This window comes from Burkholderia sp. SCN-KJ, from assembly GCF_024656005.1.
GTDB lineage: Bacteria > Pseudomonadota > Gammaproteobacteria > Burkholderiales > Burkholderiaceae > Burkholderia.
The window spans coordinates 1-25,806 of record NZ_JANKOG010000019.1; the positions used below are offsets into that span (position 1 = coordinate 1).

General features: G+C 64.2%; 24 protein-coding genes. 10 read left to right on the forward strand and 14 right to left on the reverse strand.

What is annotated here, in order from left to right; genetic code table 11:
- Positions 1 to 490: 490 nt before the first annotated feature.
- Positions 491 to 1,462 carry a LysR substrate-binding domain-containing protein gene (locus tag NQV17_RS26800; protein ID WP_124485204.1) on the reverse strand — a complete coding sequence of 324 codons (972 nt, stop codon included), beginning with the start codon at positions 1,460 to 1,462 and terminating at the stop codon, positions 491 to 493.
- A gap of 136 nt (positions 1,463 to 1,598) precedes the next feature.
- Between NQV17_RS26800 and NQV17_RS26805 the strand changes: the two genes are divergently transcribed.
- The 4 genes from NQV17_RS26805 to NQV17_RS26820 all read left to right on the forward strand — a co-directional run bounded on the left by NQV17_RS26805 (position 1,599) and on the right by NQV17_RS26820 (position 7,000).
- Positions 1,599 to 3,899 (forward strand): NADP-dependent malic enzyme, encoded by a 2,301-nt coding sequence (locus NQV17_RS26805; protein WP_257774588.1) that lies wholly within the window; start codon positions 1,599 to 1,601, stop codon positions 3,897 to 3,899.
- A 124-nt stretch (positions 3,900 to 4,023) separates the two neighbouring features.
- Positions 4,024 to 4,752: a transporter substrate-binding domain-containing protein gene (locus NQV17_RS26810; RefSeq protein WP_257774589.1), complete on the forward strand. Its 729-nt coding sequence runs from the start codon at positions 4,024 to 4,026 to the stop codon at positions 4,750 to 4,752.
- 414 nt (positions 4,753 to 5,166) lie between these two features.
- Positions 5,167 to 5,835: a hypothetical protein gene (locus NQV17_RS26815; RefSeq protein ID WP_257774590.1), complete on the forward strand. Its 669-nt coding sequence runs from the start codon at positions 5,167 to 5,169 to the stop codon at positions 5,833 to 5,835.
- A gap of 145 nt (positions 5,836 to 5,980) precedes the next feature.
- Positions 5,981 to 7,000: a HEAT repeat domain-containing protein gene (locus NQV17_RS26820; RefSeq protein ID WP_257774591.1), complete on the forward strand. Its 1,020-nt coding sequence runs from the start codon at positions 5,981 to 5,983 to the stop codon at positions 6,998 to 7,000.
- A gap of 374 nt (positions 7,001 to 7,374) precedes the next feature.
- On the opposite strand, the gene NQV17_RS26825 is transcribed toward NQV17_RS26820, so the two are convergent.
- From NQV17_RS26825 to NQV17_RS26850, 6 genes are all read right to left on the reverse strand, one after another.
- On the reverse strand, positions 7,375 to 8,769 hold the full coding sequence (locus NQV17_RS26825) for a kelch repeat-containing protein (RefSeq protein ID WP_257774592.1): 1,395 nt from the start codon (positions 8,767 to 8,769) through the stop codon (positions 7,375 to 7,377).
- A 210-nt stretch (positions 8,770 to 8,979) separates the two neighbouring features.
- On the reverse strand, positions 8,980 to 9,543 hold the full coding sequence (locus NQV17_RS26830) for a hypothetical protein (protein WP_257774593.1): 564 nt from the start codon (positions 9,541 to 9,543) through the stop codon (positions 8,980 to 8,982).
- A 328-nt stretch (positions 9,544 to 9,871) separates the two neighbouring features.
- On the reverse strand, positions 9,872 to 10,999 hold the full coding sequence (locus NQV17_RS26835) for an aminotransferase class V-fold PLP-dependent enzyme (protein ID WP_257774594.1): 1,128 nt from the start codon (positions 10,997 to 10,999) through the stop codon (positions 9,872 to 9,874).
- A gap of 144 nt (positions 11,000 to 11,143) precedes the next feature.
- A complete protein-coding gene (locus NQV17_RS26840; RefSeq protein WP_257774672.1) occupies positions 11,144 to 12,505 on the reverse strand; it encodes an epoxide hydrolase family protein in 1,362 nt (453 codons plus the stop codon).
- A 209-nt stretch (positions 12,506 to 12,714) separates the two neighbouring features.
- The gene (locus NQV17_RS26845; RefSeq protein WP_257774595.1) at positions 12,715 to 13,707 is read right to left on the reverse strand and encodes a carbon-nitrogen hydrolase family protein; all 993 of its coding nucleotides are present in this window, start codon (positions 13,705 to 13,707) and stop codon (positions 12,715 to 12,717) included.
- A 205-nt stretch (positions 13,708 to 13,912) separates the two neighbouring features.
- Positions 13,913 to 14,950 carry a GlxA family transcriptional regulator gene (locus NQV17_RS26850; protein WP_257774596.1) on the reverse strand — a complete coding sequence of 346 codons (1,038 nt, stop codon included), beginning with the start codon at positions 14,948 to 14,950 and terminating at the stop codon, positions 13,913 to 13,915.
- Positions 14,951 to 15,054: 104 nt separating this feature from the next.
- On the opposite strand from NQV17_RS26850, the gene NQV17_RS26855 reads away from it, so the two are divergent.
- From NQV17_RS26855 to NQV17_RS26880, 6 genes are all read left to right on the forward strand, one after another.
- Positions 15,055 to 15,600 carry a tautomerase family protein gene (locus NQV17_RS26855; protein WP_257774597.1) on the forward strand — a complete coding sequence of 182 codons (546 nt, stop codon included), beginning with the start codon at positions 15,055 to 15,057 and terminating at the stop codon, positions 15,598 to 15,600.
- 5 nt (positions 15,601 to 15,605) lie between these two features.
- Positions 15,606 to 16,082, forward strand: coding sequence for a hypothetical protein (locus tag NQV17_RS26860; protein ID WP_257774598.1), 477 nt, complete (start codon positions 15,606 to 15,608; stop codon positions 16,080 to 16,082).
- A gap of 43 nt (positions 16,083 to 16,125) precedes the next feature.
- Positions 16,126 to 16,464, forward strand: a complete 339-nt coding sequence (locus NQV17_RS26865; RefSeq protein WP_257774599.1) for a muconolactone Delta-isomerase family protein — start codon at positions 16,126 to 16,128, stop codon at positions 16,462 to 16,464.
- A gap of 82 nt (positions 16,465 to 16,546) precedes the next feature.
- The gene (locus tag NQV17_RS26870) at positions 16,547 to 17,521 is read left to right on the forward strand and encodes an alpha/beta fold hydrolase (RefSeq protein ID WP_257774600.1); all 975 of its coding nucleotides are present in this window, start codon (positions 16,547 to 16,549) and stop codon (positions 17,519 to 17,521) included.
- A 242-nt stretch (positions 17,522 to 17,763) separates the two neighbouring features.
- Positions 17,764 to 19,551, forward strand: coding sequence for a SulP family inorganic anion transporter (locus tag NQV17_RS26875; protein ID WP_257774601.1), 1,788 nt, complete (start codon positions 17,764 to 17,766; stop codon positions 19,549 to 19,551).
- 25 nt (positions 19,552 to 19,576) lie between these two features.
- On the forward strand, positions 19,577 to 21,103 hold the full coding sequence (locus NQV17_RS26880) for a CHAD domain-containing protein (RefSeq protein ID WP_308237171.1): 1,527 nt from the start codon (positions 19,577 to 19,579) through the stop codon (positions 21,101 to 21,103).
- A 37-nt stretch (positions 21,104 to 21,140) separates the two neighbouring features.
- Here the strand turns inward: NQV17_RS26880 and NQV17_RS26885 are convergent, their stop codons facing one another.
- The 7 genes from NQV17_RS26885 to NQV17_RS26915 all read right to left on the reverse strand — a co-directional run bounded on the left by NQV17_RS26885 (position 21,141) and on the right by NQV17_RS26915 (position 25,618).
- Positions 21,141 to 21,518, reverse strand: a complete 378-nt coding sequence (locus tag NQV17_RS26885; RefSeq protein WP_044847766.1) for a RidA family protein — start codon at positions 21,516 to 21,518, stop codon at positions 21,141 to 21,143.
- Positions 21,519 to 21,651: 133 nt separating this feature from the next.
- Positions 21,652 to 22,179, reverse strand: a complete 528-nt coding sequence (locus tag NQV17_RS26890; protein WP_374692754.1) for a cytochrome c — start codon at positions 22,177 to 22,179, stop codon at positions 21,652 to 21,654.
- Positions 22,176 to 22,679, reverse strand: coding sequence for a cytochrome c (locus NQV17_RS26895; RefSeq protein ID WP_257774604.1), 504 nt, complete (start codon positions 22,677 to 22,679; stop codon positions 22,176 to 22,178). Before NQV17_RS26895 ends, NQV17_RS26890 begins: the two co-directional genes overlap by 4 nt.
- Entirely contained in the window at positions 22,676 to 23,221 is a 546-nt protein-coding gene (locus tag NQV17_RS26900) for a methylamine dehydrogenase light chain (RefSeq protein ID WP_257774605.1), read from the reverse strand. The genes NQV17_RS26895 and NQV17_RS26900 overlap by 4 nt, the downstream gene beginning before the upstream one ends.
- Positions 23,222 to 23,260: 39 nt before the next feature.
- On the reverse strand, positions 23,261 to 23,896 hold the full coding sequence (gene mauD / locus NQV17_RS26905) for a methylamine dehydrogenase accessory protein MauD (protein WP_257774606.1): 636 nt from the start codon (positions 23,894 to 23,896) through the stop codon (positions 23,261 to 23,263).
- Positions 23,893 to 24,453, reverse strand: a complete 561-nt coding sequence (locus NQV17_RS26910; RefSeq protein WP_257774607.1) for a MauE/DoxX family redox-associated membrane protein — start codon at positions 24,451 to 24,453, stop codon at positions 23,893 to 23,895. Before NQV17_RS26910 ends, mauD begins: the two co-directional genes overlap by 4 nt.
- A gap of 7 nt (positions 24,454 to 24,460) precedes the next feature.
- A complete protein-coding gene (locus NQV17_RS26915; RefSeq protein ID WP_257774608.1) occupies positions 24,461 to 25,618 on the reverse strand; it encodes an amine dehydrogenase large subunit in 1,158 nt (385 codons plus the stop codon).
- Positions 25,619 to 25,806 lie beyond the last annotated feature (188 nt).

Genomic DNA, 25,806 nt, shown 5'->3' on the forward strand with positions numbered 1-25,806 from the left:
CAAGCCCGCCTCCTCCACGTCTCGACCGTCCGATGCGTTGGCCGGCAACCCATGCCATCACGGCAGCGATGGTGCAACGCATACCATACGAATCGACATGCACGCGTCTGACGTTGATAATCCGCCGAACTGCGACGGAACAAGCGACAAAGACGATGGAATCGATACGGTACGCGGCCGCCGCGAGCCTTCCTTGTGGACCGATTATGAGGGTAGGACAAGCACCGCTCGATGAACAACCACTATTTGGAAATTCACCCATGCCGCTCGTTTCTTGATGACGAAATCGAGTCGTGCCAGCATCGGACTTGCCGCCTCTGTTGCCGGCCATGCGCCGTGACGATCCAGTGATGGTTGACGACGCAGTTGACGATGACGATCCATGCAATTGCAACACGCGCGCCGGAGCACGCCATCTGCATCGGCGGACGATGCAAAGCGGGGATGACGCGGTTGCCGGCCGCGTGCGTACCGGCCGGCAATCGAACGCTTATCGCGGCGCTTCGACGTAGGTTTCCCTGCAGATCTCGCGCAGCGCCTGGACGAGCACATCCCGCGTCGGCGCATGCGATTCGGCAGCGCGGGTAAACAGCGCGATGGGCGGCAGCGTCCAGACCAGCGAGTAAGGCACGATCGCCACGCCGGCGATGCGCACCATTTCTTCCGCGATATCGGCCGGCACGATCGACACCGCGTCGTCGCTCGACGCAATCATTTCGCCGATCAGCTTCGACGAGTAGCTTTCGACGATCGGCACGGGCGGCGCGATGCCCGCCGACAGAAACAGGTCGGTCACCTGCTCCCGCATCGGCGTGTGGGGCGCGCCGAGAATCCAGTCCAGCGCGTGCAGCTTCTCCCAGTCGAGCTTCGTGCGAGCCAGTTTCGCTGCGAGCCGCCGGCTCGCGATCATGCGGGGCTGCTGCTGGTACAGGACTTCGAAGGAGACCTGCCCCAGATCGATCGCCGACGATGCGCGCCCGATCACGAGATCGACGCTGTGGTCCTTGAGCTGCAACAGCAGCTGATCGCTGGTGCCTTCGTGGATCGTCACGGTCAGGCGCCGTTCCATCCGGGACTGCAGCCGCTTGAGCGCCGCCGACAGCATCTGGCCCGAAATAAACGGAATCACGCCGATATGCAGGTGCGCCGCATGGCCGGCGGCGACCGCCTCCATCTCGCGGGCGAGATGGTCGAGATCCTTCAGCATCGCCTTCGCGCGCTCGAGCACGACCGAACCGAGCGCGGTCGGCCGCATGCCGCGCGACGAGCGCTCGAACAGCGGCGTGCCGAACATGCTTTCCAGTTCGGACAGCGCATTCGTCACGGCGGGCTGGCTGCTGGCCATGTGCTCCGCGACGCGCGTCAGCGACCCGTGCTGCTGGATCTGCAGCAACAGCATCAGGTGCCGCATCTTCAGGCGCGCGCCAAGCCGCCTGACCACGTCGTTCGCGTCGAATGTCATTGCCGTCCCGCCGCACCATCATGAAAAAGTGATGAACCGATATTAAAACAGAATCATCTCCTTATGGCCGATCCCTAGAATCACCTCCATGGATCGCGTCGGGACTGGCCTGACGCGCACGCCCGGACCCGACAACATGAAACAGACAGAGACCCAGCAGCAGGCCGCGTACGACTATCACGAGTTTCCGACCCCGGGGAAGATCTCCGTCGTCGCCAGCAAGCCGCTCGTGACGCAGCGCGATCTCGCGCTCGCCTACACCCCCGGCGTCGCCAGCGTCTGCGAGTCGATCGCCGCCGAGCCGCTGAACGCGCACCGCTTCACGAGCCGCGGGAATCTGGTGGGCGTCATCACCAACGGCACCGCCGTGCTGGGTCTGGGCAACATCGGCGCGCTCGCGTCCAAGCCGGTCATGGAAGGCAAGGCCGTGCTGTTCAAGAAGTTCGCGGGGATCGACGTGTTCGACATCGAGATCAACGAAACCGACCCGGACAAGCTCGTCGACATCATCGCCGGCCTCGAGCCGACCTTCGGCGGGATCAACCTCGAGGACATCAAGGCGCCGGAGTGCTTCACCGTCGAGCGCAAGCTGCGCGAGCGCATGAAGATTCCCGTCTTTCACGACGACCAGCACGGCACCGCGATCACCGTCGCCGCCGCGTTCATCAACGGGCTGAAGGTGGTCGGGAAGTCGATCAAGGAAGTGAAGGTCGTGACGTCCGGTGCCGGCGCGGCGGCGCTGGCCTGCCTGGACCTGCTCGTCGACCTCGGGCTGCCGGTCGCGAACATCTGGGCGACGGATATCGAAGGCGTCGTCTATCGCGGCCGCACCACGCTGATGGATCCGGCCAAGGAACGCTTCGCGCAGGAAACCGATGCGCGCACGCTGTCCGAAGTGATCGGCGACGCGGACGTGTTCCTCGGGTTGTCGGTCGGCGGCATCCTGAAGCCGGAGATGCTGAAGGCGATGGCCGCGCGGCCGCTGATTCTCGCGCTCGCCAACCCGACGCCGGAGATCTTCCCCGAACTCGCGCACGCGACGCGCGACGACGTCGTGATCGCGACCGGCCGCTCGGATTTCCCGAACCAGGTCAATAACGTTCTCTGCTTCCCGTACATCTTCCGCGGCGCGCTGGATGTGGGCGCGACGACGATCACCCGCGAAATGGAAATCGCCGCGGTTCACGCGATCGCCGGCCTCGCGCAGGAAGAGCAGAACGATATCGTCGCGGCGGCCTACGGCGGCGACGAAGTGTCGTTCGGTCCGCAATACCTGATTCCGAAGCCGTTCGATCCGCGCCTGATCGTGCGTATCGCACCGGCCGTCGCCAAGGCGGCGATCGAAGGCGGCGTGGCGACGCGTCCGCTCGCGGATCTCGACGCGTATGTCGAGCAGCTGCAGCAGTTCGTCTACCACTCGGGCGCGTTCATGAAGCCGCTGTTCGCGACCGCGCGCCAGCTCGTGCGTGACGGCGGCAAGGCACGCATCGTGTTCACCGAAGGCGAGGACGAGCGTGTGCTCCGCGCGGTGCAGGTGATCGTCGACGAGAAGCTTGCGCGCCCGATCCTGGTCGGCCGTCCGGAGGTGCTGCTCGCGCGGATCGAGCGGTTTGGCCTGCGCCTGCGTCTCGGTCAGGACGTCGAGGTGACCAATCCGGAATATGACGAGCGCTTCCCGCAATACTGGACCACGTATTGGGAACTGCGCTGCCGCGACGGCATCTCGAAGGAAATGGCGCGCGTCGAGATGCGCCGGCGCCTGACGCTGATCGGCGCGATGATGGTGCGGCTCGGCGATGCGGACGGGATGATCTGCGGGACGGTCGGCGAGTATCACAATCACCTGCGCTTCGTCGATGAAGTGATCGGCAAGAAGCCCGATGCATCGACCTACGCGGCGATGAACATCCTGCTGCTCAATCAGCGGACGGTCGCGCTCGTGGATACGCACGTGAACGACAACCCGGATGCGGAGCAGATCGCGGAATTCGCGATCGCGGCCGCGCGGCAGATGGAATGGCTGAACCTCACGCCGAAGGCTGCGCTGCTGTCGCGGTCGAACTTCGGGTCGGGCAGCGCGGCGTCGGGCGTGAAGATGCGCAAGGCGCTCGAGATCATCCGCGCGCACGCGCCGGATATCGAAGCCGATGGCGAGATGCATGGCGACTGTGCACTCGATGAAGCGCTGCGCGCGCGGCTGCTGCCGATGTCGCCACTGAAGGGCGCGGCGAACCTGCTCGTGTGCCCGAACGTCGATGCAGGGAACATCGCTTACAACCTGCTCAAGACGGAAGCCGGCAGCAACGTCGCGGTCGGGCCGTTCCTGCTGGGGGTCAATGCGCCGGTGAACATTCTCACGTCGAGCGCGACCGTGCGACGGATCGTGAACATGACGGCGTTGACCGTGATCGAAGCGAATCGGAACGTGGCGGGTTGAGTGCGGCCTGGGTAGTCGCATGATGGGGGCCGGCTGCTGCCGGCCCTGTCCTGCGAGCGAAGTATTAGAATCGTCGGCAATCGGCTGCCGATTCGGCGACCGTCCCTGCTCGCGAGAAGACGCGATGAAGGTAACGATTGCATACCTCGACGAACCGCCATTTGGATGGACGGAACCGGATGGCACGGCAACCGGTGCCGACCTCGATCTCGCCGGCGAGATCCTTCGGGCGATCGGTGTCACGCGGATCGAACCTCACCTTACGACGTTCAGTGAACTGCTGCCCGGTGTCGCCGCAGGCCGCTGGGACATGAACGTTCCGCTCTTCGTTACGCCGGAACGCGCCGCCATGGTCGCGTTCAGCGTACCCGTGTGGGGAATCGCGGACGGCTTTCTCGTTCGTGCCGGAAACCCGAAGCAACTGACCGGCTATGCGTCGCTTGCCGCGCGTCCCGATGCACGTCTTGGCATCATTACCGGACAGGTACAGCACGACTCGGCGAAAGCCGCGGGCGTGAGCGAGCATCAGATCACCCTGTTCGACCGGCAAGCCGATGCGATCGACGCGGTGCGCGCCGGCACGGTCGACGCGTACGCCAGTACTGCGCTCGGACTTCGGATCGTGGCGAAGCGGATGGGCGGCGCATTGCTCGAGGCCGTCGCGCACGAACCGGTAGCGGACCGGATACACCACCGGCCGCCGTTGGGCGCCTTCTCGTTCAATCGACAAAACAGCGCGTTGCTCGATGCGGTCAACCGGCAGCTGCGCGCGTATCTGGGCTCACCGGAGCATCGCGCGCGCATGGCGGGATTCGGATTGAGCAGCGCCGAAATCGATCCTGCCCTCCGCTGAAACGGTGGCGCGACGATGAGCACCGGTAGCTGGAGAAAGCGCATTCGACATGGTGACGCTGGAAGCTGCGCATCGCGCACGCTCGTGCTCGTGCTCGCGAAAGCGGGCGACGCGGCTGGCGCGCGTCGAGAGCCGAGCTGTTTTCTGGAGGGACGTTCGCCGCTCGACTTACGGTCAGACCGGCTTCCCGGGCTACCTGTGTATGGGCCTGCTTGCGTCATAGATCGGACACACTGATGTCCAATGTAGAGAACAATCGAACGTCGCTTGTTGGCCACCCGTCGCCCGTCACCCGCGGAGGAAGCGGTGATCGCCCCCACGAACGGCTGCCTGGGCGTGCAATTCGCCCCTCGCCCGAAAACGCTTGACCTTGTCACAGTGACAAGGCGTCCACTGTCGGGCGAGGAGGCGTTCATGACCCGTCACTATCCCCCGACTTCCCGTCACGCACTGACCACGGCACTCGAGCATCCGGACGCTTCGCTCCGTCTTGCGGCTGCGCTTGGCGCCGGCACGGCTCCCGATCCAGGCCAGGTCACGCTACTGGTGAAGCGTTGCGGTGTCGAACCGGATTTCTTCGTTCGCGACATGCTCACCTGGGCGCTCACCCGGCATGCGCAGGATCTGACCTTGCCATTGCTGCTTGACGAGCTGCGCTCGCCGTTGGCGCAAACGCGTAGCCAGGCGCTGCATACGCTCTCGAAGATCGGCGACCCCGCAACCTGGTCAGCGATCACGAGCGGGCATCTACATGACCCCGATCCGGAGGTGGCACGAACTGCGTGGCGCACCGCGGCAGGGCTGGTGCCGACCTGGCAACGAGCCGCCTTGGCACGCGAACTGGTTCTCGAGCTGGGCCGCGGCGACAAAGACCTCAAGCGCAGTCTGAGCCGGGCCTTACTCATGCTTGGAGACGACGCCATTGCCCCGCTCGATGCGGCGGCGGCCCGACACACGGACCCGGCGGTTCGCGTTCATGCCTGCGCGAGCCTCAGGCTCATCGCGGACCCGGAGAGTGCGTTTATGCTCGATCCAGCCGATGCGTGGCGCGCAAGTGCACCCTTGCCCTACGCCGATGAATAGGCGGGTTGACGGCGATCGATGTGACGAGCCACGTGTTGGCCGAGGTGATGGAAGCCGTTGGCGGTTTGTTAGAATCTTCGAGGCTCGATGGGAGCCAAGGCCGAGACACGAGGCGGCGTGAACCAGATGACACCGGAGACAAGTGATGCGCATCAGCGAGTTGGCCAATCGTTCCGGCGTCAGCGCGCGCATGCTGCGGCACTACGACGCGATCGGACTGGTCAGCCCATCGGGACGTACGGAAGCGGGATACCGCGAGTATTCGCAAGCCGATGCCTTGCGCCTGTTCCAGGTGGAGAGCCTGCGTTCGCTGGGCCTTGGGCTGGCCGAGGTGCGTCAGGCGCTCAGCCAACAGGCGCCTCACCCCGATGTGCTCATTGACGCGCTGATGGTTCGCAGCCGCGAGCGGCTGGCCGCAGAGCAAGCGTTGCTTTGCCGGCTGACTTCTGTGTCCGCCACCACTCCCGATGATTGGTCAGCAGTGCTTGAGGTCGTGCATCTGTTGAAAGGACTGGAGTCGACGCATGCGCCTGAGAGACAGCGTGCTGCGTTCGACGCCGCGTCCAGCGATGCCCCGCTTGCAGCACTCATCGCCCACGCACTGCTCCAGGAGCAAGAGCCGAATGTCGCAGGTGCGCTGCACTGGGCGCTGGGAAGAACCGTAGGCAGCGGCGCCAGCGTACTTGGCGCGGCGCTTCAACAGCCCGATCCGGCAGTACGCGAACGGGCCGTGCTCGCGCTGGCGAAACTCGGTGGTTCCGATGCGGTGGAGACCTTGCGTGGCTCGCTCCTCGACCCCGCGGAGCGCGTGCGGTATCGCGCTGCGCGGGTGCTTGGCGGATGGGGGATACGCGACGCCATTCCCCTGCTGATCGAGCAGGTTCTTGGCGGGACTCACGATGTCGAGGCGGCCGATGCGTTAGCCGATTTGGCGGAAGACCCCGCGATCGCAAGGCAAATTGTGGAGCGCTTTGAAGCAGCGATCTCGGACGGTCGAGCCGATGTCCAGACCCGTGTACGTGTTTGTCAGGCGCTCGCCGAATTCAATGGCACGGCGTCGGCCCTGCTTGCCCGGCTGGCCGCCGATCCAGACCCGTCCGTGGCACGCAATGCGCGTTACGTGATGGGTATTCGCAACGACACGCGCCAACGTAGTCGAGTTTGAGTTTGATAGTCGGCCTCTTCCTTGGAGGCGAATGCCCTCGTCTCCTGTCTCTCCCGGATCTGTCGGCGGGGAAATAGTCTGCTCGCTTGCTCGGCAGCAGACGTGCGCTTGTCCGGGAGGGTCTCATATCAGGAGCGGCTGGAGATAGCCGAGAAGCCAGCATTTCGACTTCAGACGCCAAATGTCAGCTGGTGGCCGGCTACCGCCCCACGCGGTCGACTGTCGCCGACCCACTGCGGTCACCCGTTTTTCTCCGAACCAGTCGTTCGTGTTAGCGTAGTCTCCTCCCCACCGCTCCGGGTTCTGCTGTGGCTTATCGGTTGTACATGAACGTGACCAACGCAGCGTTTCGCGAGGTGCGTCGCATCAAGTGATCAGTAGCGCAGGATTTCTGCGGAGGAGAGTGCGCTGTTATCGTTGAAATCGCCTGCCCGATAGATTCCTCGCGCCAAACGCTCTCGAAGACCCGGCTTGGACTTGACGTAACCTCGATCCCCGCCCGCAGCGAGCACATCACCACCGGGCAGCACGGTAAGCGTGGCCCCTATGCCCACGCCGTCGTTCATGGGCGCCGTCAGGCGCCACACACCCGTCTTTACGTCATAGATCTCTGAAGAATTAAGGTCGAGGCTTTCGTCATCAGCGCCTCGTGCCACAAGCACGTTTCCATTCGGCAACAGCACAGCGCGAGCCCCAGATCGCGCCGCGTTCAGGTTTCCCGCGGGCGACCACTGGTTCGTGACTGGATCGTAAATTTCGGCCAAGCTTCGATAAGGCCCGGGATCCTTGGCAAGCGCGATGGCCAAGTCGGTCGATGTGAAGTCCGAGCCTTTCTCCTTGACGACTTCCGCCATCGCGGCATCCAACCTCTTGGTGTCGTCGCCGGCTTTCTTGACGTCCTCGCCCCCCACGACGAGTACCTTCCCACTTCGCAGAAGCGTTGCGGAGTGACCGTAACGCGCGTTCCTCATCGGGGCAACCGCTACCCAAGTACCTTTGACGGGGTCAAAGAGTTCAGCCATGGCGGTCGCGTCGCCGTTGCTCCCCGCCATTCTCCCGCCAACCACAAGCACCTTGCCGTTCGGCAACAGCGTGGCAGTGTGGCCCCGACGTCCAATACTCATACTGGCGGTGACTGCCCATTGGCCATCGGTGGGATTGAACAGCTCGGCCGAAGCAAAAGCGTCGTCATCCATCACGTCATCCGCGCGATGGCCGCCGGTGACAAGCACGCGGCCGTCCTTCAAGACAGTCATCGTATGGCCCAATCGCCCCGTCGCCATGTTCCCGACACGATTCCAAACGCCACGGGTAGGGCTATAGACCTCAGCCGAAGGCGTCGCAGAGAGGTTATTTGAGTCAGCGGCCAGCCCGCCGGCCACCAACACATTGCCATCGGCCAACAAGACCGCTTTGTGCGCTTGGCGTGGAAGCACCATGGCGCCCGCCTTGGACCATTTTGGGTGGGCGGGATCGTAAAGCTCGCTCACCGCCAGAAGACCGCCGCCTCCGGGGCCACCGAAACCACCAGCCACCAGCACCTTGCCATTGGGTAGCAAGGTTGCGGTATGCCCGTAGCGGGCGAGCACCATACGCGTCGTGGACTGCCAAACACCAGCGGTCTTGGTGGTTGTTCGCTCAATCGATGGACGATCAATATCTGCTTGCCCGACCTCGTCGGTCGCGTAGTACATAGAGACACCGGTCAACAGGACGATCCCCAGTGCCATCAAAATGCGTCGTAATTCAGAGCTTCCCAAAGTGTTCATATGCATTATTCTGTACCGAATCGCTGGCAAACATTTCTTTGGTCATTGGACATGGTCGCACGGAATATGCTCAACTCGTCGTGATTGTCGCCCATTCCGACTGCGTGGTCGGCCGACCGCTTGTGGCCGGCTGCTGTCCGATGCGGATGCTCGCGCCCGACCCGTTGCGGACTTTCGACCTTCTCCAAAGTGGCCATTCAAGGTGAGCGGCTAGATTGAGTTTTGGTTGGCAAGCAGCGCTGACGACTCATCAAACCACCTGAGGAACTTGTCGATAGCGTCGGCGGTGGCGGGCATCGATGCATGCAAGGACAGAACCGTATCGGAGCCGCGCCGCAGAACAAGAATCTTCGCTGGTTGTGTCGGTGGGCAGAAAATGAAAGTTTTGTCTTCCTGGTCGAATTGCTCACCCCAATTTGTCAAGAAATTGAAGGCACCATATTTTTCCCAATCACGCTTGCATTCGAAGACGGTTCGATCGTCGTCTTCAAGCAATTCATCGCCTTGAGCCCCATACAGCAGCCGATCAAGACGATCAATTAACTGTTCTTCGCTCAGACCATCCAGATCACTTCGCCAAATATTTGGAAGGGCTGCCACGAGTTGTTTGAATCCGAGATATGCCGGATACAAAGAACACCGCGGATTAGAAAAATCGCCTATCGACGTATTTGCGCACCATACTTGCATTCGCCCGTAGACGGCGGAAGGCGGGACCAGATCAGGTTCGATCATGGCTTCGATGGCAAACTCAGATTTTGAACCGAACAACATCAATCAATGTCCGTGGTCTAGCTGGCGGCGTTTTGTGATGGATCGCGGTCATTGTCCTCGATTCGAACAACGATGTCGAACGTCTGCTCCTAGCCGAACCGAGTCAGCCGACCTGACGCTGCCTGTTTGACTCAGTCCAACCTTTTACACATCGGATTCGCACGCAAGCGCTCGTAGCCGGTGCATATCCACTTCGACTCAAGCCCATCCGTTCATCGGCCGATGCTCAATCGCGGCGGCATTCGCAAAACGCGGCGCATCCGTGACCCGTGATCGGATCGATCTCGTCACGTCATGCGCCGCAACGCACGCCTGGATCGGTGACGCGCTACAGCACCCGCTCCAGCGCACTCGCGAACCGCGCAACCGCCGCATCGACGTCATTCAGCTTGTCGAGACCGAACAAGCCGATGCGGAAAGTCTTGAAATCCGCCGGCTCATCGCATTGCAACGGCACGCCGGCCGCGATCTGCATGCCGACATCGGCGAATTTCTTGCCGGACCGGATATCGTCATCATCGGTATAACAGACGACGACGCCCGGTGCTTCGAAGCCTTCGGCCGCGACACTCCGGAACCCCTTCTCCGCGAGCAACGCACGAATCCGCGTGCCGAGCTCCAGTTGCTCCGCCCTCACCTTGTCGAAGCCGTACGCGTCCGTTTCCTTGATCACGTCGCGCAGCGTCGCGAGGCTGTCCGTGGGCATCGTCGCGTGATACGCGAACCCACCGTTTTCGTACGCTTCCATGATCTGCAGCCACTTGCGCAGATCGCACGCGAAACTGCTGCTCGTCGTCGCATCGATGCGCTCGCGGGCGAGCGCACCGAGCATCACCAGCGCACAGCCGGGCGACGCGCTCCAGCCCTTTTGCGGTGCGCTGATCAGCACGTCGACACCGCTCGCCTCCATGTCGACCCAGATCGTGCCGGACGCGATGCAATCGAGCACGAACATGCCGCCGACCGCATGCACGGCGTCGGCGACCGCACGCAGATACGCATCGGGCAGCATCATCCCCGACGCGGTTTCGACGTGCGGCGCGAACACCAGATCCGGCTTGTGCTCGCGAATCGCCGCAACGACTTCATCGATCGGCGCCGGCGCGAAGGCGGCCTGTCTGCCCGCTTCGACCGGACGCGCCTTCAGCACGATCGACTCGGACGGAATGCTGCCCATGTCGAAAATCTGCGACCAGCGGAAGCTGAACCAGCCGTTGCGGATGACGAGGCACTTCCTGTTCGTCGCGAACTGCCGGGCCACGGCTTCCATGCCGAACGTCCCGCTGCCCGGGACGATTGCGACCGCCTTCGCGTTGTAGACCTTCTTCAGCGCAGCGGAAATATCGCGCATCACGCCCTGGAAGCGCTGCGACATGTGATTGATCGACCGGTCGGTGTACACCACCGAGTATTCGAGAAGCCCGTCGCGGTCGACATCGGGAAGTAATCCTGGCACGTTCGCCTCCGGTAAAGGACATGGGATGAGCGCGAGCGGTGTTCATGAGCCGATGCCGCTGCGCCCATGCAACGCTGCTGTTCTCTGATAGTCGAACGATTCTAACGAAAGCTGCCGCTCGTTGGAAATTTCGGCGGTTGCACATCACGCACGCAGCGGTCTCAACCCCGCACGCACTTCATTCGCGAAGATCATCGGTTCTTCCCATGCCGCGAAGTGCCCGCCTGTTGCCGGTTTGTTGAAGTAAATCAGCTTGTGATAAGCCCTCTCGGTCCAGCTCCGCGGCGCCTGGTAGTTTTCCCCCGGAAACGCGCTCACCGCCGCCGGCACGCCGACGTCGGCCGCAAGGAAGAAGTTCGCATGCGATTCCCAGTAGAAACGCGCCGCCGAGACGCCCGTGTTCGTCAGCCAGTAGAGCGTGATGTCGTCGAGCACGTCGTCCCGTGTCAGCGCGCCGGCCGAGTGGCCGTTGACCGGGCGACCCTGCACGGCCGCGCTCAGCGCCGCCGCCGGCTGGCCGTAACCGTCCCCGTGGTCGAGCAGCCACGAAGCCAGCGCGACGGGCGAATCGGCGAGTCCGTACAACGTCTGCGGGCGCGTACCCATTTCGATCGCGTAACCGCGCTTCCTCTTGAAATTGGCGCTCAGCTGTTCATATGCGTGCCGCTCCTCGTCCGACAAGCCGGCAGGTGCGGGATCGCCGGCCGTCAGCGACTTCAGAATTTCCGCCGGCACGGACGCCGGGAAATTCACATGAATGCCCATCAGCTCAGGCGGCGCCTGTTTCGCCATGATGTTCGTGACGATGCCGCCGAGGTCCCCGCCCTGCGAAGCAAAGCGCGCGTAGCCGAGCCGTTTCATCAGCGTCACCCATGCGCGCGCCGTGCGCTCCGGCCCCCATCCCGTCGTCGTGGGTCGCGCCGAAAAGCCATAGCCGGGCAGCGACGGAATCACGAGATGGAACGCATCCGACGCTGGCGCGCCGTACGCAGTCGGATCGACGAGCGGCGCGATGATCTTGAACTGCTCGATGATGGAGCCGGGCCAGCCGTGGGTCACGATCAACGGCATCGCATTCTCGTGCTTCGATCGCACATGGATGAAATGGATGTCGAGGCCATCGATTTCGGTCACGAATTGCGGGTACGCATTCAGCGTCGCTTCGCACTTGCGCCAGTCGTAGTCGCTCGCCCAATACCGTGCGAGCGCCTGAATGGTCGCAAGCTGAATGCCCTGCGACTCGTCGGCCACGGTCTCGCGGTCCGGCCAACGCGTCGCGTTGATGCGGTGCCGCATGTCGGCGAGCTGCGAGTCGGGCACATGCACCCGGAATGGCCGAATCGCCGATTTGTCGCCGCGTGCGGGTTCCGCGGTGCCGATTGCCGGGCTGGTCTGCGCGAGCGCCAGGCGGCTCAGCGAGCCGGCCGCCAGTGCGGCGGCCGCGATACCGACAAAGCGTCGGCGCGACAATGACGTCGTCACGTTGCGACCGGCGCCGGCAGTCATGCTTTCGGCGCCCGAGATCAGGAGTGGCCGATCATCGGCAGCGTTCGTTTTCATATCACACACCTTTCAAGGAAAGATTTCGTCACACCTTTATATGCATATGCACATATTGCGATCAAAAAATGTGCGGTCATGCGGCGATCCATACTGCGACTGCCGGACCGGATCGGCAAGCCGAATGTTCAGTAACGGCCGGGCAAGCCTGCGCATCACGCAGCCGCGGCACGCCAATCGTCCACGCCCACTTCATATCCGGCCACCGGCTGCGCGGCGCGTTCGTGAACATGCGCGGTCGGCGTACGGTCGATCATCAGGCTCAGCAATTCCGAGCGGTTATAGTGACCGGCCGCATCCATCAGCATCTTGCGACGGTCGATCAGCGAGAAGTCCAGATCGACGATGACCTCGCCCTCGCCCGATCGAAGCGGCTCGGCCATCAACATGCCGTCGGGCGACACGATCGTCGTGAAGCAGCCGCCCGAGATCGGCCCGATCGCGCAACCGGTGTCCTTCATGATTTGCGCCTGCTGGTCGGCATCCAGCCACGCCGTTGCATTGACGACGAACGCGCCGGACTCGAGCGCATGCTGCCGGATGTTGATCTCCATGCGCTGCGCGAAGCCTTCCCCGAAGGCCGAACCCGGATACATCGCCGAATGAATCTGCTCGCCGTCGGCGATCATCGCGTAGCGCGCGAGCGGATTGTTGTGCTCGAAACACGCGAGCTGCCCGATACGGCCGACGGCGCTGTCGACCGCGCGCAGCCCCGATCCGTCGCCCTGCCCCCAAACCATGCGCTCGAAGTGCGTCGGCGTGATCTTGCGACGGCGCTGGATCAGTTGCCCGTCCGCGTCGAACAGCAACTGCGCGTTGTACAGCGTGCCGCCGTCGCGCTCGTTGACGCCGATGGACACGACCATGCCGGCCCTGCGTGCTGCCTCGCCGATCGCATCGGTCGCGGCAGACGGCACGGTGACGGCCTGTTCCAGCAGCCGAAGATGCTCGGTACCGGACAGCAGTTCGATGCCCGTCTGCACGGCCGCGAAATACGGGTAATAGGGGACGACCGTTTCGGGAAAAGTGGCGAATTGCACACCTTGCCGGCCAAGGTCGTGGATCTTCTCCACGACCTTGGCGACGGTGGCTTCACGACTGTAGAGCACCGGGCTGAACTGGACAGCGGCGGCCTTGACGACTTTCATGACACACTCCTTGGACAATGCGCGGTGCGGCACTCCGCTCGCGACAGGCGCATTGGAGCAGGCGAACGTATCCCGTTCTTGTCGGAAAGTCGGCGATGTGTATGCGTACGTATCCGCGTCTGTTGCAGATACTTCGGGATACAAAGAAAAGCGGCGACCGGAGCGGCCCTGACCTGACGCGAGCGGCAACGCGACGTCGCGACGCTCAATCGCGCCGATCGCGTGGCTCGGCTTGCACGCTCTTGGCCGCCGCACGCGAGAACTGCACTTGATACTCGCTCGGCGACAACCCCGTCTTGCGCTTGAACAATTGCCGGAACGTACTGACATCGCTGTAACCGACGCGCTGACTCACGTCCTCGAGCCCGATCGGCCGTGTTTCCAGCAGACGTTTCGCGACCTCGACCCGCAGATTCTGCAGATACGTCAACGGCGCGAGGCCGACCGCTTCCTTGAAGCGACGATTGAGCGTACGTTCGCTGACGGCAAGCGATGCCGCCAGATCGCCGAGCCGGAATCCTTGCTGCAATGTCGCTTCCATCCGCTGCTGAGCGCGCGCCACGAGCGTGTCGGTATGGCCGTGTTCGTCGAGAAGCGTGGCAAAGGACGCCTGCGACGTCCGGTTCATGTCGATCAACAGCGCCTTCGCGGTCATCGTCGCGAGTTCTCCGCCGGCGCAGGCTTCGACGAGATGCACGGCGAGGTTCAGATAGGACGTGACGGAGCCGCCCGAGATGATCCCGTCTTGCGCGAGCAGCAGCTCGTTCGCGCGGACTTCGACACGCGGATAGCGGCGCGCGAAATCCGCCGCTCTCGCCCAGTGCGTCGTCGCGACGCGGCCATCCAGCAGGCCCGCCTCGGCAAGCAGGTAATTCGCCGTGCAATACGCGGCGAGCATCGCGCCTGCCTTGTGTTGACGCCGCAGTGCGGAAGTCAGTTCGCTCAACTGCTCGCGATGCCCGAGGAACTCGTCGATTCGCGAAAAGAAAGGTGCCGTCAGCAGCACGGCGTCGGCTCGTTTGCGCGGGTCGATCTTGCCGTCGACCGGAATGATCTGACCTGACGCCGCCTTCACGGGTTGCCCGTCGAGCGACTCCACGCGCCATGTGAACAACGGCGCGGACGGCGCGCCCGGTCCCGCCCGGCGCGCATGGAACTGATTTGCAGCGCTGAAGACATCGACCGGGCCCGCGACGCCGGACGCCAGGATTCCGTCATAGACCCAGATGCGGATGATCGCCATTGCGTGTCCGAATTTCCTTGAATAGTGGCGATGCTGCCACTTTCCTGCGCGCACGTAAACCGCGACGATGGCGCCATCCGATCAACCGAAAACAGGAGCATCCCATGCCGATGATCGACGCGATGTGGCCCGACCACGCACTGACGCCGGACGCTGAAGCCCGCCTCGTAAGGGAACTGACCGATCTCCTCATCGAGGCAGAAGGGTACGATCCCGCGAACCCGGTCGCTCAGCGCGTGACCGTATTCCATCTGCACCGGCCGGCCGCGATCTACATCGGCGGCGAACGTACCGATACGGTGCGCTACCGGATCATTCCTTCGGTTCCCGAAGGGCAATACACCGACGAATCGCGCCGCTCGCTCGTCCGACGCGTCACGGAAGCCGTGGCACGCGCGGAAGGCCGGCCGTTCGACGATGTCGCACCGCGCGTCTGGATCTTTCCGACCGAGATACCGGACGGTGCGTGGGGAACGCGCGGCGCGATCTGGACGCTGCCCGATATCCACGCGCTGCTCGCGGGCGAACCGGAGCGCGACGCGGGCGCCGAGCGCCTTGCTCGACGGCGCCGGGAAAAGGCACGCGTTGCGCTCGCGGCAGCGCTCGATGCCGCAACCGCAGGTGTCACGCGCAACGCGTGCAAGGAGTAACCGCCATGAAATTCAACGACACGGCCCCGATGATGGCACCCGCCGACGGTCCGCCGCGGTGGCTGGCGCGCCTCGCCGAAAACGCGACGCTGGAAGCCACCGTTCTGAAGCGCCCGATCGACGGACGAGCCGACATTCTCTCTGTGATCAAGCACGCGGTCTCGCTCTACGAGTTCCAGCAGCATGCTTACAAAGGCATGATCGGCAACGATCTTTATCTGGAATCCTATCGTTCACGTATCAATGGCGTGCCGATCGAGACGGTGGTCGTCGCCCATATGAACGCGCAAGGCGATACGGATTCCGTCGTCATCAATCATCGACCGCTCGATGCCGCACTACTGTTCTCGCAATTGATGCGCGAGCGCGTGGACGAGCGCTTTCGCGCGTGTTATCTGTCGGAATGGGAAGCCGCTGCGCTCAATGCGGCTGCCGTCCCGCCACCGGGCCCGGGGCCGCAGGATGAAACGCGCTCTTCTTGATTTGACGGCAGCATGCTTGCTGCTCGCTTGCACAGGAGTCTCCATGGCACATTCCGCTGCGTTGCCGACCACGCCCACCACGAAGATACTGGCGATCGGCACGTTTCCTCCGGGCACGGACATGCAGCAGGTCCAGACGATTCTTCCGACCGAAGTCCGCGAGACGACACAGCTGTATCTCGCGGGCAAGATCGATCAGTGGTATTCCCTGCAGGACCGGCCCGGGGTGGCGTTCGTCCTGAACGTGACGGACACGGGTGAAGCGCATGAAATGCTGGAACGACTCCCGTTGGGGAAGGCTCACCTCATGACGTTCATGCTGCTGCCGATCGGCCCGCTCAAGCCATTGAGCAAGCTCTTGAATTCTCCGGCGGCACAGTAGAAACCCCTGCACTCCGCAACCTTTCGAAACAGCGAAGCGCAACGTGTCGCGCGCGATGTCGCACCGAACGAGATCCTCGATCATGACTCAACCCGTAACGAAAACGCCCGCCTCTCCCGCCGCCGCTGCGGGTTCTTCAACGTGCCCGACCGTGCCGGCGCCATCGTCGCCGGAACCCACGGTCGACGTCGGCGACGTGCAGGTCAATGCCGACATCACGCTGCGCCGCATGGTCTACCGCCCCGCACGATCGAAGGGCATCGTGCTGTTCCTGCACGGCTTCCCCGAGACGATGTATGCGTGGAAGCCGATTGCCGAATCACTGTCCACCGACTACGAGGTACATGCGTTCGACTGGCCAGGCTACGGGCAATCGTCGCGTCCGCGCGCAGATCGCTTTTCGTACGCGCCGAGCGACTATGCCCGTGTGCTGAGAGACTACATCCGTACGTCGGGCATCGATGGTTCGAGACTGTTGATTTATGCGACGGATATCGGTGCGCTTCCGGCGCTGCTGGCAGCGTTGGAACAACCGGATATCGCGCGGGAAATCATCGTTGGCGACTTTGCCCCGTTCAACCGGCCGCAATATATGTACGAAAGCCTGCAAGGCCTGAAGTCGAAGCCTTCGTCGGATATCGTGCGCGCCGCCATGAACAGGAATCGCGACGAAATCCTCGCAAACACGTTCTTCCGGGGCATGGAGGATGCGGAGCGCTACACGTTGCCCGAGGAATTCATGAACGACGTGGCGAAGGGATGGGACGGTGACTTGACCGCGGCAGACGCCTTTTTCCACTACTACGCAAGCTTCACCCGGGATCAGGACTACTTCGAAGCCAACATGGCAAAGCTGAAAGTCCCCGTTAAGGTCGTGTGGGGCGGGAAGGACATCTATATCAAGAAGGAAATGGGCATCGAGTACGCGGACCGAAACGGTGTGAAAATTTCGATTCTTCCGGAACTGGGCCACTTCCCGCATCTGCAGGCGCCCGCCCGGACGGTGGACGAAGTTCGGGCTTCGTTCGGCGAGGCGAGCGATCGCGCGACCGAGTAGAGGAGCGGACAACGGCGGGACGATGCCTCTCCCGCCGGCGATTCACCCGCACCGCCGATCACTTCGGCCATCGCCAGCCGGGATCGGACCGGCGTTCGGCGAAGTAGCCGGACAGTCAGGCCGGCGCGCCGAAACGCAACATCGTGAAACCGGGCTTGCGCTCCGAGGGCACGGGAACATAATCTTTAACGATACCGGCGGACGTAACGAACGATTCCGCCCGGGTTCCCTGACGTCCTGCGATGAACATCAAAAGCCGTGCCCGCCAGCACACGGCCCGCCCGCCCCGCAAGCCCGATGCCGGCCTGCTGCAGTGGATCAACGGACTCGCCGCGGCGCGCACGTATCGATTGCATTGGCTGCCGCACGATCTGCTTGCCGGCGTCACGCTCAGTGCCGTGCTCGTGCCCGCCGGCATGGCGTACGCGAACGCAGCCGGCCTGCCCGCCGTCAACGGGCTTTATGCGTCGCTTGCCGCGATGCTCGCGTATGCGCTCTTCGGCCCCAGCCGCATCCTCGTGCTCGGCCCCGACTCCGCGCTGGTCGCACTGATCGCCGCAAGCATCACGCCGCTTGCTCACGGCGATGCCGCGCATGCGCTGGCCCTTGCCGGCGCGCTCGCGATACTCGCGGGCGCGATCTGCATCGCGGTCGGGGTGCTCAGGCTCGGATTCGTCACCGAGTTGCTGTCGCTGCCCATCCGGTACGGTTTTCTGAACGGTATCATGCTGACGATCAGCATCGGACAATTGCCCAAGCTCCTCGGCTACAAGGGCAGCGGCGAATCGTTCATCGAGCAGGTGCACGACGTGGCCGCCGGCATCGCGGCATCGAAGGTGAACGCAACGTCGTTCGCACTCGGTGTCGCCGCGCTCGCGCTGATACTCGCGTGCAAACGGCTCTGGCCCAAGTTGCCGGGTGTACTGCTCGCCGTGGCGGGCGCGACCGCAGTGGTAATGTGGTTCGACCTGTCGACGCGCGCCGGTGTTGCAACCGTCGGTGCGGTCCCGCAAGGCCTGCCGGTGCCGCGCATCCCCGACGTGAGCCTCGACGGCTGGCTGCATCTCGCGGGCAGCGCAGCGGCGATCGCGCTCGTTTCGTTCACGGATATCAGCGTGCTGTCCCGCACCTACGAACTGCGCAACGACACCAGCGTGGACCGGAATCACGAATGCATCGCGCTCGGGCTGTCGAACCTCGCCGCAGGCCTGCTGCAAGGGTTCGCGGTGAGCGCGAGCGGCTCACGCACACCCGTCGCCGAAGCCGCGGGCGCGAAGACGCAGGCAACGGGCGTGGTGGCTGCCGCCGTTGTTGCCGCACTGCTGCTGTTCGCGCCGCGCGCGCTTGCGCACACGCCACAATCCGTGCTGGCCGCCGTCGTGATCGCGGCGTGCGTGAACATGATCGAGGTGCGCGGCGTCGTGCGGCTTTATCGGCTCCGCAAAAGCGAGTTCGTGCAGGCGGTGGCATGTTTCGTCGGCGTCGCAGCCGTCGGGGTCGTGAACGGCATTGCGCTGGCGCTGCTGCTCACCGTGCTGTCGTTTCTATGGCGCGCGTGGCGGCCTTACGACGCCGTGCTCGGGCGGGTCGACGGCAGGAAGGGCTATCACGACGTGTCGCGCCATCCGGACGCGCGGCGCGTGCCCGGGCTCGTGCTGCTGCGCTGGGATGCGCCGCTCTTTTTCGCGAACGGCGAAATCTTTCGGGAACGCGTGTTGCGCGCGGTCGATGAATCGCCGGAGCCGGCACGCTGGATCGTCATCGCGGCGGAGCCCGTGACCGACATCGACCTCACGGCTGCCGATGTCCTCGAACGGCTGCATCTTGAACTTGCCGCGCGGCAGGTCAAGCTGGTCTTCGCGGAGCTGAAAGGCCCCGTCAAGGACAGCCTCAAACATTACGGCATGTACAGCATGTTCGGCGACGACAACTTCTTTCCGACGATCGGCGCAGCGGTAAGCCGTTATGTGGACATGCATCGAATCGAGTGGCACGACTGGGAAGACTCCCGGGGATCGGCGGGGGACTGATGGTCGGCAACATATCGGAGGCGGTATGGAACGAGAGCTGAAGCTGCGGGTTTCCGCAAAGAACCTCGACAAGTTGCGCCACGCGCCGTTGCTTGCGCAGTCCAACGGCGCCGGTGCGACTCAACAGCTGACGAGCACGTACTTCGACACTGCCACGCTCGCATTTCACCGGTGCGCGGCTTCCCTGCGGGTGCGTGCGGCAGGCAATCGCAGGATCCAGACATTGAAACTGGAAGGATCGGCCCGGGCCGGCCTGTTCGAGCGGGACGAATTCGAGACGCCCGTCGACGGCGACGTCCCCGATCTGACACGGCTGCGGGACACGCTCCCCGACGACACCGAGTGCGGCCGTCTGGTTCGCGACCAGGCCACGGCGCCGGATCTTCAGCCCGTGTTCGTCACGCGGATCAAGCGGCGGGTTCTACCGCTGCGCCTGCCTTCCGGCGATGAAGTCGAGGTCGCGCTCGACAAGGGGACGGTCGACGCGGATTCGAAGTCGGTCCCGATCGCCGCGATCGAACTGGAACTGAAGCACGGCCGCCCCGAAAACCTGTACGGCATCGCACTGGAATTGCTCGACATCGCGCCATTGCGCATCGATCACGAGAGCAAGGCCGATCTCGGGTACGGGCTGCTCGTCGCCGAGCACCAGCCGGCCGTCAAGGCGCGACCGGTGCGGCTGAAAAAGCGCGATTCGATCGAAGACGCGTTCTGCCGGATCGTGCGCAACTGCCTGGACCAGATCCGTGCCAACGAACGCGGTGTCGAGTCCGGTCATGATCCGTCGAGCGTGCATCAGATGCGGGTGGGGCTGCGTCGCCTGCGTTCGGCGCTCGACCTGTTTGCGAATGTGATTCCCGCGTATCCCGGCCTTGACGACGAGTTGCGCTGGATCGCCGGCGAGCTCGGCGCCGCGCGCGACTGGGAAGTGCTTGCCGGAGCGACGCTCGACCATGCCGGCACGAACGGCAATCCGGACGAGATCCGTCCAGTGCGCAACGCCTGCAAGCGCATTGCCGCCCTCAATCGCCAGCGCGCGGCTTCCGCAGTCGGATCGGTTCGCTACACGCGGCTCGCGTTACAGCTCGCGTCATGGGTGAACCGAAAGGGCTGGCGGGACGGGATGCCTGACGAACGGCGCGATGCCATCATGCAGCCGGCGAGTCCGTTTGCTCACGAGGTTCTGCGTCGCCGGCACCGGAAACTGATCAAACGCGGCAAAAGGCTGGCCGATCTCGACGATCGCCGGCGTCACCGTGCGCGCATCGCGGCGAAGAAAGTCCGGTACGCCACCGAATTTTTCGCGTCGCTGTGCCGCAAGCAAGCCGTCCGCACGTATGTCGACGCGTTGTCCGAACTTCAGGACGATCTGGGCTGGCGTAACGATGCCGTGGTCGCGGAGCAGTTTCTGAAGGCGCTGCCTCGCACGGCACCCGACGCCGCGCCGGGCGCGGGCTTTGCGCGCGGCTTTCTGGCCGCGCGTGCCGCGGCCGATCACCAGACGTTGAAGACGCTGTGGAGCCGCTTCAAACGGCTGTCGCCGCCGCACTGAAGCGGCACGCGGCCGCATCGACGTGGCGCGATGGCACTCAGGGCTTGCACGCGATCGCCTCGATCTCGATCCTGGTGCCAACCATGTTCGTCGCCTGCAACGTCGAGCGTGACGGCTTGTTCTCGGGGAAGAACTCCGCATAGACGCGATTGAACTCGGCGAAGTCGCGCGCGTCTTCGAGCCAGACGGTGGTTTTCACGACGTCGCCGAGCGTGCATCCTGCCAGCGCGAGCACGTGTGCGACGTTCTTCAACGTCTGACGCGTCTGCGCTTCGATCCCGCCGGCGACGATGCTGCCGTCTTCGTTTCTCGCCACCTGACCGGATACGAATACCAGATCGCCGGCTTTGGTCGCCAACGATCGAGGCAGGTTTCGCGTGACGGGGTTGCTTTCTGCGAAGTATTCGATTGCCATTTGAACCTCCGTTCGATCCGCCTGGCGCATGCGCCGCCCAATGACGACGAGCGTAGCGCGGAACCCGCACGCTGCCAATCCGGTGTGCGCGACCGAAGCGCCGCGACATGCTGCGTCGCCCCGTCGTCGCTAATCAGTAGCGCTCGGACACGCCATCGATCCCGCGCTCGTGCAATTCGCGCACGAGCCTCGCACGCACCGTCGCGACATCGGAAAACGCAGGCCGTCGACGCGCGGCGATTTCGTCAGCCGTATAAGGTTTGAAATCGCGCGGCAGCGCATCGCGATTCATCGTCGTGAGCACCCAGTTCAGTACGTCGGCGAGATCCCGGTCCGACAGCGCCGAGTTCGACGCGCCGGGCACGCGCATCACGTATTCGCGCCCGGCCGGCAGATGCGTGAAATAGCCGAGCGAGTTCGCGAGCGGCGGCACCTTGCCCGGAATGCCGCCGCCCGTCGCCGTGTGGCAGCCCATGCAGTTGAGGACCCAGTGCTGCCGCGCGAGCGTCGCGTCGGCCGCGCCGTCGGCATGCACGGGAGCTGCAATCGCACATGTCGCGACAGCAACCACCAGCGCCGAAGACAGACGGCGTGTCACGAACGAGCCGATCCGCAACGCCGCCGTACGCCGGTCACGACGCCGAATGCCGGCCGCATTCACAGCCCCAGCCCCTTCGTCACGATCGCACGCTGCGCGTGAACGGCCGTGCCGTCCATCTCCTTCGCCCGCGCCGCGCGAATGTCGGCTGCCGTGAACGGCTTCGCGCTACCGTGCCGGTCGTTGAGATCGAACACGACGTAGTTCAGCACGTTCGCGATGTCGTCATCGCTCGCGCTCGCGAACGACGGCATCTTGAAGTTGTAGCGCTTGTCGTGCACCTCGATCTCGCCGAACATCCCGTGCAACAGCGTCGCGACGAGTTGCGCGCGGCCCGCGTCGGCCGTCGCGTACTTGCCCGGATACTCGGTCAGCGGCGGCGCGAGGCCGTCCTGCCCCTTGCCGCCCGCCTGGTGGCACACCGCGCACTGCGCGTCGAACAGGCTCTTGCCCGCCGGGTAATGAACGGCCTGCTGCGCACCGGCCTCGCCCGGCAGCATCAGAAACCCGGCGGCAGCCGCCACGCACGCGGCCACGATCTTTCCAGCTTGCTTCACTTTCATTGTTTTGCCGCTCCCAGCAGGACCGAAACCGAACAGTGGTAATTCGAATTACCGTTCGCCATGCACCAGTTGATGTCGTTGTTCAGCGACAGCTTGTACAGCGGCTTCTCGCGCTCGTTGCGGTTGCAGAAGCACTTGCCGCACGACGTCTTGCCGCAGCAGTCGTTGTACGACACGATGTAGTCCGAACCGTCGTGCGGATTGCGGCAGGTGCCGATCCACGTGATCGGCGAAGGTGTGGTGCCCGGCGGGCAGCTGCTCGACGTCCCGCCGCAGCAGCTGCACAGCCAGCCGTCGATCGCGCAGTATTTCCAGTAGTCGCAGCTCATCGGATCGTCGCTCGCGCCCGATGCGGCGGCACCCGACGCCGCCGATACACCCGAGGCCGCGTCGGCCGCATACGCGGTGCGATCGACGGGCAACAGCGGCAGCATCGCCGATCCCACCAGCACCTTGCCGAGCTTCGCCATCGCGCTGCGCCGCGAACTATGCTGCGCGACGCCGCGCGCCGACCGCTCGAACCATGAATCAAACAGGCCCATTCCGTTGTTCTCCGTTGACGTTGAAGGAAGGTCGGCCGCTCACGCGTGCTGCGCGTGCTCTTGATGGCCTTCGTGGTCGTGATCGCCGTGCACGAACTGCTGCAGCGATGCGACGCCACGCTCTTTCGCTTCGAACAGGCTCTCGAGATGCTCGCGCGTATTGACGAGCCCCTTCGCGCGCACGGTGCCGGTGTCGTCGAGCAGCACCGCGTACGGCAGCTTGCCGATCTGGTACGCGAGGCCGAGCTCCTGCGACAGCACGTACGGGAAGCGCGCGAGGTCGTGCTTCTGCGCGAAGCGCGTGTGTTCGTCGGGATCGCCGTCGCTCGCGAGCACGATGTTCACCGGCGTCGACTCGCTCGCCTGCAGCGACGGCAACAGCGGCAGCAGCTTCTTGCAGACCGGGCACGTCGGCGACAGGAAGAACAGCAGCGTCGCCTTGCCCGCTGCATCGATGCCGCCGACCTTCACCTGCGAGCCGCGAATGTCGGTCAGCTCGAAGGCGGGCGCGATCGCGCCGACCGCCGGCCCCTTGTCGATCATCAATGCGCCGGCCGGCATGATGCGTTCGTACAGGATGCCGATCTGGCGCACGAGCGCGAGGCAGATTGCGCCGAGCGCGAGCACGGCGACCCACAGCAAGGCGGTGGAAACGGTGAGAGCGGTTTGCATCATGAATTCCTCAGGTGTGAAAGGCGCGGTACGTTGGCGAGCAGCACGTCGACGGTGAGCAGCGCGCAGACGATCAGCAGCACGGAAGAGAACAGCGTCAGGTAGTCGAACCACACGACCGCGCGGCTGCCCGGCTCGACGAGCGCGGTCGCGGCCAGCACGACGAGCAGCAGCACGCGCGCGACATGCAGCCAGCCGATGCCGCGCGGCGCATCCGTGCGCGCGGCCGCTGCGGCGAAGCCGGAACAGCCGCAGTCGATGTCGGTGTGGCCGCGCAGGATGTTGATCGTCATGCCGGCCGCGAACACGAGCAGCAATGCGATCAGGCCGAGCGCGCCGGCCGCGCGTGTATCGGGAAACAGCAGCGCCGCGGCGCAGACGGCTTCTGCGAGCGGAATCGCTAACGCGGCGGGCGCGGTGAGCGCATCGGGCAGCAGGCGATAGCCGGCGAGCGCCTGCCGGAACGCGGCCGGCCGGCGCATCTTCGCGAAGGCGCCGAGCAACACGACGACGGCAGCGCCGGCCTGCGCGGTGGTGCCGAGTACGGGATCGAGCGTCATCGCGGCCTCACGGGTTCACGAGCAGCGTCGACGTACTGCCGATCTGCTTCTCGACGTGCTGCAGCTTGCCGCTGTGCGCGTCCATCACGACGAGGTCCGACGTACCCGTCAGCCCGTAGAACAGCGGCTTGTCGTCCTCGCTGACCTGGATCGACACGAGCGGATCGACCTTCTGCTGCGCGAGATCCCAGCGCGCGACGCGCTGTTTCGTCTTCAGGTCGTAGATCCACACCTGCGTGCCGGGATCCTTGTGCGTGCCGTCGCCACCCTTGTGCATCAGCACGTAATAACGGTTCTGCCTGACCTGCACGGCCGTCTGCTGCATGCCGCCCGGGCGCCAGCCTTCGGCGCGCTCGGCATCGGTCAGCAACGACCACGACTTGCCGAACGCGGGCCTGGCGCCGCCGAAATCGACGCTGCGCACGTTGCCGTGATACGTCGTGAACAGATAGCCGCCCTGGTAGCGCGACGCGTTGATGAAAGCCGGATCGTTGTCGACGTCGATGAATGCATCGGACATCGTGCGCTTCACCTCCTTGCCGTTCGCGTCGAGCGTGACCGTGAGCGCCTTGCCGCTTTCGCACAGCGCGGTGAAGCGGTCGCTCCCCGACGGATACGCAAGCACGCATGCCGCGGTGTCGATCTCGGACAGCACCTGCTTCGACACCGCGTCGATCACCGTCACCGACGCGGCCGGCGTGATGTTCGCGACGTACAGCCGCTTGCCGTCCGCGCTGAACGCGGTGTTGTACGGCGACGGCACGTGCTGCCCGTGCTTGGCCGGAATCACGATTTCTCCGGTGTGATCGAGTGTCGTGTTGTCGGTCATCTCGACGACGTCGGTGCGCGTGCCGTGCGAGCCGCGCGAGAAATAGGTCGTCGCGATGAAGCTCGTCCTGTGGTCGGGCGAGATCGCGAGGCCGGGCGCGAAGCCGCCGTCGATCTGGCCGAGCAGCTTCTTCGCGTCGGCGTCGTACACGAAGATGCGCCCGTCGGTCATCGTCGGCATCGCGATGTCGACGACGTACACCGCATGCGGATGCCACGGCGGCATCTTCTGCACGACCAGTTCCTCGGGCTTTTCCGTCGCGTCCGCGCTGCCGGCCCACGCCGCCGCGAACGCCAGCGTCGCCGCGAAAGCCGCGGTGCGTCGCCTTGTTCTCATGTCGCCTCCAGTTGGGATTCAGGTGATGTGGGGCGACTGTAGTTCGACAATAAATCGGTTCAGCACCCGGACCGGCAACGCGTGCGTGCCGATTCGGGATATTGGAAAACCGCCTGAAAGCCACCTGCGGCGCGCCCCATCCGACCCCGCCAGAACCCCTGCCGGACTAGCGCTGATCCGTATTGCAC